We start from the raw sequence: 12,720 nt of genomic DNA on the forward strand, positions 1-12,720 counted from the left end.
TTCGGTTCGAAGAGCTCTTCAGACATGTTTCTATCTCCCATTGGATCGGATTAGTACTCGCGCGGGCTGTTGACGATCTCGCCGGCGGCGACCTTCTTCAGGTGCTGGCCGTAGACCGACTTGCCGTAGGCCTTGGCGGCCTCCTCAAGCTCGGCGGTCGTGATCCATCCGTTCTCCCAGGCGATCTCCTCGGGGACCGACACGGGCAGGTCCTGCGAGTGCTCCACGGCGCGGACGAACTCCGCGGCCTCGTGCAGGCTCTCCATGGTGCCGGTGTCCAGCCACGCGTAGCCTCGGCCGAGGGTGACGACCGACAGCGTCCCCTCCTCCAGGTACATCTGGTTGAGCGTGGTGATCTCCAGCTCGCCGCGCGCGGAGGGCTCCACCTTATGGGCCTTGGCCGCCACGTCGCCCGGGTAGAAGTAGAGTCCGGTGACGGCGTAGGAGCTCTTGGGGCGCTCGGGCTTCTCCTCGATGGAGACGGCCCTCCCCTCGCCGTCGAACTCGACGACGCCGAAGCGCTCGGGGTCGTCGACATGGTAGCCGAAGACCGTGGCCCTACCGGACTCGGCGTTCTGGACGGCGCGCGTCAGGTGGCGCGACAGGCCGTTGCCGTAGAAGATGTTGTCGCCGAGCACGAGGGCGCACGGCTCGCCGTCGATGAAGTCCTCGCCGATGGTGAAGGCCTGCGCGAGGCCGTCGGGGCTCGGCTGCTCGGCGTAGGAGAGGTTCACGCCGTAGCGCGAGCCGTCCCCGAGCAGGCGCTCGAAGTTGGGCAGGTCGGTCGGCGTGGAGATGACCAGGATGTCGCGGATGCCCGCCAGCATGAGGGTGGACAGCGGGTAGTAGATCATGGGCTTGTCGTAGACCGGCAGCAGCTGCTTGGAGGTCACGAGCGTGAGCGGGTACAGGCGGGTGCCGGACCCGCCGGCGAGGACGATGCCTTTCATTGGCTATAGCCTTTCTTTTCTTGCGGCCCTACGGCCAGAGCGATTTCCGAGAAGGCGAGCGCAGCAGTCGACCCCGAAAGCAACGAGCTCGCCAAGACTTCCCTCTCGTAGAAGTTGCGACGAAACCATCTTGGCGAGCCGGCCTCCTTCACCAATCTCACTTGCATGCATGAGTTCGTCTGCATGCGTTTCGAGAAAGAAGCCAACAGCGCGGTTGCGGGCAAATTGTTGGGATGGCGTCAAGTTATGCGAGTGATAGACCTCTGCACGCGGCTCGTAAGCCACCTTCAACCCTGAGGCGATAAACCTTGCCGCCATGAGCATGTCCTCGTTGGTGTTAACGTGCTCGAATCCGCCGCATTCGAGATATGCAGTTCGTCGATAGGCGGAACAGACATCAGATGCAAAAAACGTCTTAATACCGAGTTTCTCGAGATCACATTTGGAACGAACGGATGGCCAGTCGGGATAGTTAAAACCACGCACCAGCTGTTCAAAACGTCGAGCATCCGCCTTAGGCAGCTGCCTGCCGCTTACGAGAGCGATATCGGAATCATCAAGCATGGGAGCAACAAGCCGCTCCAGGTAATCATCAGAAACAGGCACAGCATCTTGGGTAAGGAAGCATACAAAGTCACCCCTCGACTCCCTTAGTGCCATGTCTCTTGTGGTGCCGTGGTTGAAATCCTGGCGATCAATCTTCAGCAGGCGGACTCTTTTGTGCTGCCGGACCAGCTCTATAGTTTTATCTTCCGAAGCGGAATCAACGATCAGGATATCAACCGGCTGAATAGACTGGTGTTCGAGGGCAATTAAAAGCCCATCGATTTCATGCTCAGCATTAAGAGTCGGAATGATGACGGAGATTTCCATCTACCGGCCCGTCCTCTCCTTGCCAAACATGGCGCCGAAAGTGCCAGCAAAACACTTCCAATCCATTCGGAAACAACGGTTCCGCACGTAATGCAATTCGATTTTTTGGCGCAAACCGCTTTCAAATGACGCATCGTTGCGATCCGTTGCCTGCCATAAACCGGTAATTCCAGGTTGAACCGAAAGAAATACAACCTTATCCTCATCAGAAAAATGCATTTCGAGTTCATCACGCGTAATGGGACGAGGACCGATAACGGATAAATCACCATTTAAAACATTAAGAAACTGCGGCATCTCATCGATAGAGCACTTACGAATAAACCGCCCTACCTTAGTGATGCGCGGATCGTTATCGACCTTGCGCTCAATTTCCCACTGATGCAGCTGCTCAAAATTTAAATACTTCTGAACATTGCCCGCATCGGCAACCATGCTGCGCAGCTTAAAGATCTTAATGACCTTGCCATTTTTGCCAATTCGCTCCTGGGTGTACAAGGGATTACCCGGAGACTCTAGACAAATCAGGACGCACACAAGCAGCACTGGAATGAATAAAATAGCGATCGCCATAAGACTAAAAACAAGGTCAAACAGCCTCTTAACAAAGCGATAGCCCAATGTTCCACTAGGCTTTATTTGATTTACAACAAGTGCATCTCTCGTTGGGATACACTTCTCAGTTACTTCTTTAGCAGCCACAGTCAAACTTACGTTCCTGTCCCCAGGAACCCCCCCCCCATCTATGAATCCAAAATCAAGTAATTTGCCGGTGCAACGTCTCCCTTACGTTTTGCTGGGAACATCAAGCGGTAGCAGCTCCCTAAATGTGGAGTCACCTTCGCCCACGTCTACCAGGCACCAGCGCTTATGACGGTCGATCTTGTGCACACGGGCCTCTTGCCCCACCAAGGGCCCCTGTTCTATGTGCAGCACGCCGTCTTCTATGCGCGCAACGCTGTTGCGCACAACACCGTCGTCGTCCAGCACGCTGCGGTACCAGTCCTGCGCATCGTCCGGCATAGGCATGTACGCCCGCTCCCTACTACCGGCGATGCGACAGCCAAAGCTCAACTGGGCCAAGGCCCTATCGAGCGCGGCAGCATCGTGCGTCGCGACGAAGAAATATTCCTTGTACATGGGTTTGGTTTGGAGCGACCAAGCGCCATCCCGCTTAAACCAGAACTCCTTTTGCATCACAAAAGCGTCCTGCATCAGTTCGTGCGGGATAATCCGGCGGACCTTTTCGCAGGTCTCGCGTTCTTTTCCATGGGGGGTGTGAACCAGATACCAGCGAACGCGGCCGTGCTGGCTGTTGGTGGTGACGCCGTTAAATGCGCCCGGCAGCTGCTCTTGGCGCCGCGCCATCTGCTCCATGTTCTCGCCCCCTCTTTTTGGCTTTGCGATGTACGCAAATGCAGGGGCGTTTAGAACAGGCTTCTCGCTCGCAGCTAGGCGCAGTCGCAAAAGTACAGGTTTTTGTATCTTTCGACAAACGCCATTATACGAGCAATTAATCAGCGTTTGCCCAGATTACGCAAAATGTACTGCTAGTAGGTATATCTCCATACCCCTCTACAAAAACCTGTACCTTTTTGTGCAACAAAAAAAGCCGTTCAACCAGCGGCTTTTCTCATTTTGGTAAGAAAAAAGGCGACCGCCCTTTGTGGACGGTCGCCTTTGTTAATTGTTGTGCAGTTTGCCTTAGGCGCGAGTCTTGATCTCCTCGGTCACCTTCGCAACAAACTCGTCGACGCTCATCTGAACGGTCTCGTTGGAGCGATCGCGAACGGAGATGTTGCCGGCCTCGACCTCCTTCTCGCCCAGAATGAGCATGTAGGGCACGCGGTCGATGCTGCGGGCCTCGCGGATCTTGTAGCCGATCTTCTCGTCGCGGTCGTCGCAGACCACGCGGATGCCAGCCTCCTCCAGCTTGGCGCACACCTCGTGGGCGTAGTCACGGCTCTTCTCGGAAACCGGAAGCGCCTTGACCTGCACGGGGGCCAGCCAGGTGGGGAACTTGCCCGCAAAGTGCTCAATCAGAATGCCGATGAAGCGCTCGATGGAGCCAAAACATACGCGGTGCAGCATGATGGGGCGCTTCTTGGTGCCGTCGGCGTCCACGTACTCCAGGTCAAAGTTGAGCGGCATCTGGAAGTCGAGCTGCACGGTACCGCACTGCCAGGTACGGCCGAGCGAGTCCTCCAGATGGAAGTCAATCTTGGGGCCGTAGAAGGCGCCGTCACCCTCGTTGACCTCGTAGTCCATGCCCAGCTTCTCCAGAGCGGTGCGCAGGCCCTCCTCGGCGCGCGCCCAGTCCTCGTCGGAACCCATAGAGTCCTCGGGGCGGGTAGAAAGCTCAACGTGATACTTAAAGCCAAACTTTTGGTACACGGAGTCGATGAGGTTGACCACGCCCACGATCTCGTCGGTCAGCTGATCGGGACGCACAAACAGGTGGGCGTCGTCCTGGTTAAAGCAGCGCACGCGGAACAGGCCGTGCAGGGCGCCGCGCAGCTCGTGGCGGTGCACCAGGCCAATCTCGCCGGCGCGAATGGGCAGCTCGCGATAGGAGTGCGGCTTGGAGGCGTACACCAGCACGCCACCCGGGCAGTTCATGGGCTTAATGCAGTACTCTTCGTCGTCGATGACGGTGGAGTACATGTTGTCCTTGTAGTGGTCCCAGTGGCCCGAGGTCTTCCATAGCTGCTTGTTCATGATGAGCGGCGTGGAGATCTCCACGTAGCCGGCCTTGTGGTGGATCTCGCGCCAGTAGTCCAGCAGCGTGTTCTTAAGGATCATGCCGTTGGGCAGGAAGAACGGGAAACCGGGGGCCTCGTCGCGCATCATAAAGAGGTCCATCTCGCGGCCGATCTTGCGGTGGTCGCGCTTCTTGGCCTCCTCCAGCATGTGCATGTGCTCGTCGAGCTCTTCCTTGGTGGCAAAGGCGACGCCGTTGATGCGGGTGAGCATCTTGTTGTCCTTGTCGCCCTTCCAGTAGGCGCCCGAGACGCCGGTGAGCTTAAAGGCCTTCAGCGCCTTGGTGTAGCAGATGTGGGGGCCGACGCACATGTCGATGTAGTCGCCCTGCTGGTAGAAGGTGATACGGGCATCGTCGTCCAGGTCGCCGATGTGCTCGACCTTGTACTTCTCGCCGCGCTCCTCCATAAGGGCGATGGCCTCGGCGCGGGGCTTCTCGTACACGGAGAACTTGAGGTTCTCCTTGACGATCTTCTTCATCTCGGCCTCGATCGCGGGGAAGTCGTCCTCGCTGATCTTGACGCCCTCGGGCAGGTCGACGTCGTAGTAGAAGCCGTTGTCGGTCGCGGGGCCGTAGGCAAAGTCGGCCTGGGGGTACAGGCGCTTAATGGCCTGCGCCATGATGTGCGCGGCAGAGTGGCGGATGACGTGCGTGACCTCGTCCTGCGGGAGCTCGGCCACCGAACCGTCATTGTAGAGTGCCTTCATGGGTATGTTTTCTCCTCTCGGATGCCTGGTGCAAGTGCGTGCGATGCGCTCGGCGTTTTAACTTGCATCATTATAGGCAGGTTGCCTTGGTATACAAGCGCCCGCCGCACCTTAATGGCACGGCGGGCGATTTTCTACGCATGCTTCATCGAGTGGGGCGGGGTGCGTGTGGCTTGCGGCGTGCCCGTGGCTTGCGGCCGGCCCGGCGATGGATGCGTTACTGGATGCGAGTTCGGCAGTAGGGGCAGACCTTCCAGTGCGCATCGAGCGGGCGATGGCAGCTGGGGCATACGTTGCGAACCTGGGTATCGCACACCGGACAGACGACGAAGTCCTTCTCGATGGGCGCGCCGCACTGCGGGCAGGTGCCGTACTGGGCAAGTTGGCGCTCGCGCAGGGCCATGTCCAGCTCCTGCTCCTCACGGTCGGCCGCGTAGGAGTGCGGACGCAGGACCAGGTAGGCGATGAGGCCAACAAACGGGATGAGGGCGATGATGCCCCATGCCACGTAGGCGCTGGCGCCGCGGCGGCGAGCGTCGATGAACACATAGACGACCGACAGAACATACAGGGCGATGATAAAGCCAACGAAGGCATAGACGACGCCCATGAGCTGCGGCGACATGAGCTCGGAGATGTACTTGGACATTACGGGTACCTTTCGGAATATTAACAGTCTGGTCAAGTTTACCACGGGGTTTGTTTATATGGGACCACGGCTAGGGGCGGGGCTGACGCGGACACAAACATCTCAATCTGTAACAGTTAGGAGCGGAATCCGGGTCTAGGTGTTACAGATCGAGACACAGGGGTCCCTCCCCGACTTCAATCTCGATCTGTAACATCTTGGGCACCAAAACCCCTCTTACTGTTACAGATCAAGACATTCAAAATCCGCCGGAAGGTTTGTCTTGATCTGTAACATCTAGAACCCAGATCGTCAGCTAACTGTTACAGGTCGAGACGAACGGTTGCCGCAGCTGTCGACAGACGAGGTCAACATCCGTGCCGGGTCTCCCCTCGTCTGCCGTTGGCGGGTGTTGCGGGGCTGTTCGCCGCATTGCCGCTGCACTGGGGGTGCGCAGACCTTAGGATAGTCCTATTGACAGCCTGTCAACTTGTCTTGGAGGCACCGTGGCAGAAACGTTTGATATCGCAATTGTGGGCGCGGGCATCACCGGATGCGCCATCGCGCGGCAGCTCGCGCGCTATGACCTGTCCATTTGCGTGGTCGAGGCGGCTAACGATATTGCGCTGGGCGCGTCGAAGGCCAACGGCGGCCTGGTACACGCTGGCTACGATCCGGCGCCGGGCACCGTAAAGGCGCAGGTCAACGCCCATGGCTGCGAGTTGTACGGTACGTGGGCGCAGGAGCTAGGCTTTCTGTTCTGCCGCACCGGGTCGATGGTGTTGGGCTTTAACGACGAGGACCGCGCGCATCTGGAGCAGCTGCGGCGCAACGGCCTTGCCAACGGCGTGCCCGAGCTGTCGATCGTCGGACCCGACCGCATCCACGAATTAGAGCCACGCGCCAGTGCCGATGCAACGTGCGCGTTGTGGTGCCCTTCGACTGGGTTTGTCGACCCGTTTGAGGTTGCCATCGCCGCACTGGAGAACGCCGTGGCCAACGGGGTGACGTTTATGCGGTCCGCGCCGGTGAAGGCGATTGAGGTTGCAGGCAGCGAGGCAACCGACGGGGCTGCACGCTTTACACTGGCAACGCCCGCCGGCAATGTGCGCTGCCGTTACTTGATCAACGCCGCGGGCAACGGAGCCGCCGACATCTCGCATATGGCGGGCGCCGAGGAGTTCCAGATGGTCTGGCGTCAGGGCAACATCGTGGTGCTGGACAAAGAGCCGCGCACGCTCATGCCGCTCTACCCCGTGCCGACGCCGATATCGAAGGGCGTTATCGTCACGGGTACCGTACACGGCAACACCGTGATTACCGCGACGGCCGCCGTGCGCGATCCGGGCGATACACAGACCTACGCGACCGATGTCAACGCGCTGCTAAGCGGCGCGCGCAAGCTGGTGCCCGATCTGGACACGCGCCGCGTGGTGCGCGCATTTGCCGGCGGTCGTCCTGTCATTCAGGGTACGAACGACTTTTTTATTGGGCAGTCTGCCGTGGTGCCGGGGCTGTTCCAGGCGGCAGGCATTCAGTCGCCGGGCGTGGCGAGCGCGCCGGCCATTGCCGAGCGCATGGAGCAGGTCCTACGCGATGCCGGCGTGCCCCTGCGCGAACGGGACGATTGGAACCCGATTCGCCGCGCGCCGGACGACTTTGACCGCGCGCCGCTTGCGCGCAAGGAAGAACTCATTGAGTCCGACCCCGCGTGGGGGCAGATCGTCTGCCGCTGCGAGACGGTGCCCGAGGCCGAGATTGTGGCCGCGATCCGACGCCGCCCGGGCGCGGTTTCGGTCGAAGGCGTCAAGCGCCGCTGCCGCGCCGGCATGGGTCGGTGCCAAAGTGGCTTTTGCCAGAGCCGCGTGGTGGCGATTCTTGCCCGAGAGCTGGACTGCGACCCCAGCGAGGTATTACTGGAGGACGCCGGATCCTGGTTGGTTGAGGGACCGCTGAAGGGGGTGCGCTAGGATGGCGACGCTTGATATGCGCGACGAACGCGCGGAGGCCGGAGCCGTAGCGTCGGTAGTAACGCAGGCCTTCGACGTGGTCGTTATCGGCGGCGGACCTGCCGGCATGGCGGCCGCGCTTTCCGCGCATAAGGCCGGCGCGCACGTGGCCATCGTGGAGCGCGAGCAGCATCTGGGTGGCATCCTGCGACAGTGCATTCATCCGGGCTTTGGACTGTCGCACTTTAAGCAGGAACTCACCGGTCCCGAGTACGCGCAGCGCTTTATCGACCAGGTGCGCGCGACCAACATTGCGCTGTTCTTGGACAGCATGGTGATAGGGGTTGATTCGGGCGAGTCCGCGGAAGACGCCGCGGTCCACACCGTCACGCTCATGAGCCCCACCGGTATGCTGCAGCTCATCGGGCGCGCGGTCGTCCTTGCCATGGGTTGCCGCGAGCGCACGCGCAGCGAGATCAAGATCCCCGGCAGCCGACCCGCCGGCGTGTTTACGGCCGGCCTAGCGCAGCGATACATCAATATCGAGAACCTCAAACCCGGCTCGCGCGCCGTCATTTTGGGCTCGGGCGACATCGGGCTGATCATGGCGCGCCGCTGCACGCTCGAGGGGATTTCGGTCGAGGGTGTGTACGAGCTCATGCCGTACGCCAACGGCCTGCGTCGCAATGTTAAGAACTGCCTGGAAGACTTTGGCATTCCACTGCATCTGTCTACCACGGTCACGCGTGTGATCGGGCACGATCGTGTGGAGGCTGTCGAGGTAAGCCAGGTCGACGAGCATCTTGCACCCATTCCGGGAACCGAGCGCATCGTTCCATGCGACACGCTACTGCTTTCGGTGGGCCTGATTCCCGAGAACGAGCTTTCGGTTGCCGCGGGCGTCGAGCTGGACCCACGTACGCGCGGCGCCGTGGTGGACCAGAGCCTGCAGACGGGCGTGCCGGGCATATTTGCCTGCGGCAACGTGCTGCACGTGCACGACCTGGCCGACAACGTGACGACCGAGTCCGAACGTGCCGGTGCGGCTGCGGCGGCGTGGGCGTTGGGGGCTGTCGGCACCGCGGCGGGAGTGGCGGGCGCGGGCTGCCAGCTCACGGTCTCCCCCGCTGGCATCGCAGGCTACGCACTGCCGGGACGCATCACGGCCGTCGGGCTCACTAAGCTCAACTTCCGCGTACGTCGGCCGGTCGATGCTGCCCGCGTGCGCATTCTGGCAGGCAACGAGGAACTGTTTGCAGGCAAGGTTCGCCCGTTTAAACCGAGCGTCATGGAAAGCTTCCCGCTACCGGCAAAGGTGATTCAGCGCGCGCTCGACCTGGGTGTTAACGAGATTGTCCTGTCCGTCGATCCCGTTGAAGAGGCGTAGAGTCATGAGCGCGAACGCGATCGAAACGCTGCAGTTCAACTGCACCACCTGCCCATCCGAGTGCCTCCTGACCGTGGAGGTCGAGCGCAGCGCAGACGGCGCCGTGGTAGAGGTGCGCTCCGTAACCGGCAACAGCTGCCCGCGCGGTGATAAGTTTGCACATCAGGAGCTCACCTGCCCCATGCGCGTGCTTACCACGACCGTGGCCGTATCCGGCGGCGACGAGGCGCTGCTGCCCGTGCGCACGGGCGAAGCCATCCCGCTGGAGCTTCACGCCCAAGCTATGGACCTCATCCGCGGCGTGGTCGTCGAGGCCCCCATCCGCATGGGCGACATCGTTCTGAAGAACCTCCTCAACACCAACATCGACCTCATCGCCAGCATGGACATCGAGTAGCTAATTTGGGACGGGGCTCTTTTAGCTGCTTTTGCCTGCACGCTTGCCAGGCTAGCCATGCCAAGGAGTGTCCCAAGGTGCCGGCATAAAAGGAACGTCCCTATGTGCCGGGCTTGGGATACCATGGTGGCACCATAGTGAAAGGATGTTTCATGGCACATGTCGATGACCAGCGTGTGGCACGCGTGCTCGATGCGCTCGAGGCTCAGCACCCCGGCGCGCAGCTGCTCGTAAACGACCCGTGGTCGATCTATTACCTGACCGGCTTTTATGCCGATATGTTCGAGCGTTTTTGCGGCGTGCTGCTCGCGCGCGATGCCGAGCCGGTGATCTTAGTCAACGCCCTGCATCAGCTGCCCGAGTACGACAATGCCCGCGTGGCCTACCACAACGACACCGACGTCGTGACCGACGCCATCGCTCGCGAGGTCAATCCATCCAAGCCCCTCGGCATCGATACCGTAATGCGCTCCGGCTTTTTGCTGCCCCTTATGGATCGTTACGCCGCAAGCGAGTTCTTCCTGGGCGACTTTGCCGTCACCGCAGCACGCACCCACAAGGATGCCGCCGAGCAGGAGCTCATGCGCGTGTCCTCAGCCGCTAACGACGCCGTGATGTCCGACGCCATCAAGCTCGTTCACGAGGGCGTGACGGAGCGCGAAATTGCCGACCAGATGCTCGGCCTGTACCGCAAGCACGACTGCGAGGGCTTTAGCTTTCCGCCCATCGTGAGCTTTGGCGCCAACGCCGGAGACCCGCATCACGAGCCCGACGACACCGTACTCAAGCGCGGCGATGTGGTGCTGTTCGACATAGGCGGACGTCGCCGCAACTACTGCTCGGACATGACGCGCACGTTCTTTTGGGGCGAGCCGGACGAGGAGACCGCACGCATCTACGACATCGTGAGCCGCGCCAACGAGGCCGCCGAGGCGCTCATCGCACCGGGTGTGCGCATGTGCGACCTGGACCGCGCAGCACGCGACGTTATTGAGGATGCGGGCTACGGCAAGTACTTTACGCACCGCCTGGGCCACTCGATCGGTCTGCAGGACCACGAGCCTGGTGACGTTTCGCTCGTCAACGAGCAGGTCGTAGAGCCGGGCATGACGTTCTCTATCGAACCAGGCATCTACCTCCCCGGCCACACCGGCGTCCGCATCGAGGACCTGGCCCTGGTGACCGAGTCCGGCGTCGAGATTCTGAACGCCTACCCCCACGATCCAGTCCGCCTAGACTAGGCAATGCGGCAAAGGGGCTGTCCCTTTGCCGCATCACATGAATGCCGCCACAAAAACGGCCTATCTACTACGTTTAGCCCGCGTGGGTCGACCATACCCGTGTTTTCGCAAAACTGGCAAGCCCTTTACCTGCGGTTTTGATTTCGCAATTCTCGGTATGGTCGAGGGTTACCGGTCAAACGTAGTAAATAGGCCCATTTCGTGGCGAGCAAGTCAACTCGAGGCGCAGGGCAGCCAAAAAAGCCCCGTCCCAAATTGACTGCTTTTGAGTTGCGGTGATATACGGACCGTTTGAGGCTTCTGGCTTGTAAAACAGTCCGTATTTCACCGCAACTGATGAGGGGATGGGTTAACGGAGCAGCCCCGCTACTTCGCCGGCTAGGGTGATGGTACCGGCTGCTACGAAAGGCTCGCCCGCGGCATCGAAAGCCGCGAGGGCCTCGGATACGCTGGGGTACACGCCCGCGAGCTTGTCGGCGTCCACCAGGGAGGCAAGCTCCTGTGCGGGCAAGGCGCGATCGGAATCGGTCTGGGTTACGACCACGCGGGGGAACGCCGGAACCAGAACGTCAACGATACCCGCCACGTCCTTATCGGCCAGCGCGGCGCACAGCAGCGTGGAGCGATTCTCTACGCACGAATCGATCTCGTCCAGTGCGCTCACAAAGTTCTCGCAGCTCTGAGGGTTATGACAGGCGTCGATCAGCTTGAGCGGATTGGTTCCCAACACATCAAAGCGACCCGGCGTGGGGCAGCCCATAAGCGACGCATCGAGCTTGTCATGATCGAGCTCGCGACCCAGATACCCCTCGCACAGCATAATCGCGCACGCGGCATTCTGCGGCTGATACGCCGGCTTGACCATGCTAGACGTATAGATCGCACGCGGCGTGGTGCAGCTAAACTCAACCGTGTCGCCCACATGTGCCGGCACCTTGGTCGTGGCATGGTTCACCACCAGCGGCACTATGCCGCACTCGCGACAACGTGCATCCATCACGCGCTGAACGCTCGCCTCGTGCGTACCCTCGCCCAAAACAACCAGGCGTCCAGGCTTAATAACCGCAGCCTTCTCCCCCGCAATGGCCTCGAGCGTATCGCCCAAAATGCGTGTGTGATCGAGCCCAATGCCCGTAATGGCAACGGCGACGGGATCGGTCGCACTCGTGGCGTCCCAGCGTCCGCCCATGCCGACCTCGAGCACGGCAATATCCACCGCGGCCTCGGCAAACACGACAAGTGCGGCAGCCGTCAGCAGGTCAAACGGCGTAATGGAATAGGCGCGCTCCCCCGCCGCCACACGACGGGCATTCACGCGATGTCCCGCCTCAACAGCAGCAGAAACACCACGGGCAAAGGCCTCATCGCTCACGACGCGTCCATCGACCTCCATACGCTCGGGATAGCGCACCAGCTGCGGCGACGTATACAGCGCGGTCTTGAGTCCCTCGCCGCGAAGGATGGCAGCCGAAAATCGCGTGGTCGAAGTCTTGCCATTGGTACCGGCAACCTGAATGCAATCAAAGTACTCGTCCGGACGCCCCAACTCATCGAGCATATCGACAACCGTCTCAAGCAGAGGCCCAGCATCCCCAGAAATCCGCCCTGTATCAGCAGCTAGCCCCACAGCCTCATCAAACGAAAGCAAATCAAACGAGAACGGTACAGAATACGACCCCGAACGTTTAGGCATAAACCAAAGTCCCCTCAACATAAAAAGAGGCCCGTAAGCAACAACGAGCCCCTCCCATTCAAAATATCAGCCAAACACCGCTTTGCAGCAGAATCAAGGCTACAACACAGCGGTCCTAACAGGCAGATGCAAGC

General features: G+C 60.4%; 11 protein-coding genes. 4 read left to right on the plus strand and 7 right to left on the minus strand.

Annotated features, from left to right (window positions below; genetic code table 11):
• Positions 1–50: 50 nt before the first annotated feature.
• The 6 genes from rfbA to DW024_RS04205 form a co-directional block, all read right to left on the minus strand.
• Positions 51–950, minus strand: coding sequence for a glucose-1-phosphate thymidylyltransferase RfbA (gene rfbA / locus DW024_RS04180; protein ID WP_118377048.1), 900 nt, complete (start codon positions 948–950; stop codon positions 51–53).
• Between the two features lie 3 nt (positions 951–953).
• Positions 954–1,823 (minus strand): glycosyltransferase family 2 protein, encoded by an 870-nt coding sequence (locus tag DW024_RS04185; RefSeq protein ID WP_118377049.1) that lies wholly within the window; start codon positions 1,821–1,823, stop codon positions 954–956.
• Positions 1,824–2,525 carry a sugar transferase gene (locus DW024_RS04190; RefSeq protein ID WP_147352045.1) on the minus strand — a complete coding sequence of 234 codons (702 nt, stop codon included), beginning with the start codon at positions 2,523–2,525 and terminating at the stop codon, positions 1,824–1,826. It abuts the gene before it with no gap.
• Between the two features lie 84 nt (positions 2,526–2,609).
• Entirely contained in the window at positions 2,610–3,200 is a 591-nt protein-coding gene (locus tag DW024_RS04195; protein WP_118377051.1) for a hypothetical protein, read from the minus strand.
• Positions 3,201–3,527: 327 nt separating this feature from the next.
• Positions 3,528–5,291 carry a threonine--tRNA ligase gene (gene thrS, locus DW024_RS04200; protein ID WP_117794706.1) on the minus strand — a complete coding sequence of 588 codons (1,764 nt, stop codon included), beginning with the start codon at positions 5,289–5,291 and terminating at the stop codon, positions 3,528–3,530.
• A gap of 217 nt (positions 5,292–5,508) precedes the next feature.
• Positions 5,509–5,940, minus strand: coding sequence for a zinc ribbon domain-containing protein (locus DW024_RS04205; protein WP_035138069.1), 432 nt, complete (start codon positions 5,938–5,940; stop codon positions 5,509–5,511).
• A gap of 485 nt (positions 5,941–6,425) precedes the next feature.
• Between DW024_RS04205 and DW024_RS04210 the strand changes: the two genes are divergently transcribed.
• From DW024_RS04210 to DW024_RS04225, 4 genes are all read left to right on the plus strand, one after another.
• Entirely contained in the window at positions 6,426–7,889 is a 1,464-nt protein-coding gene (locus DW024_RS04210) for an NAD(P)/FAD-dependent oxidoreductase (RefSeq protein ID WP_118377052.1), read from the plus strand.
• 16 nt (positions 7,890–7,905) lie between these two features.
• Positions 7,906–9,255 (plus strand): NAD(P)/FAD-dependent oxidoreductase, encoded by a 1,350-nt coding sequence (locus tag DW024_RS04215; protein WP_369834737.1) that lies wholly within the window; start codon positions 7,906–7,908, stop codon positions 9,253–9,255.
• A gap of 4 nt (positions 9,256–9,259) precedes the next feature.
• Positions 9,260–9,652 (plus strand): DUF1667 domain-containing protein, encoded by a 393-nt coding sequence (locus DW024_RS04220; RefSeq protein WP_117635757.1) that lies wholly within the window; start codon positions 9,260–9,262, stop codon positions 9,650–9,652.
• Between the two features lie 152 nt (positions 9,653–9,804).
• Positions 9,805–10,893 (plus strand): Xaa-Pro peptidase family protein, encoded by a 1,089-nt coding sequence (locus DW024_RS04225; protein WP_117635756.1) that lies wholly within the window; start codon positions 9,805–9,807, stop codon positions 10,891–10,893.
• A 349-nt stretch (positions 10,894–11,242) separates the two neighbouring features.
• On the opposite strand, the gene DW024_RS04230 is transcribed toward DW024_RS04225, so the two are convergent.
• The gene (locus DW024_RS04230) at positions 11,243–12,586 is read right to left on the minus strand and encodes a folylpolyglutamate synthase/dihydrofolate synthase family protein (RefSeq protein WP_117635755.1); all 1,344 of its coding nucleotides are present in this window, start codon (positions 12,584–12,586) and stop codon (positions 11,243–11,245) included.
• Between the last annotated feature and the right edge of the window lie 134 nt (positions 12,587–12,720).

The organism is Collinsella sp. AF37-9, from assembly GCF_003475115.1.
Taxonomy (GTDB): Bacteria; Actinomycetota; Coriobacteriia; order Coriobacteriales; family Coriobacteriaceae; genus Collinsella.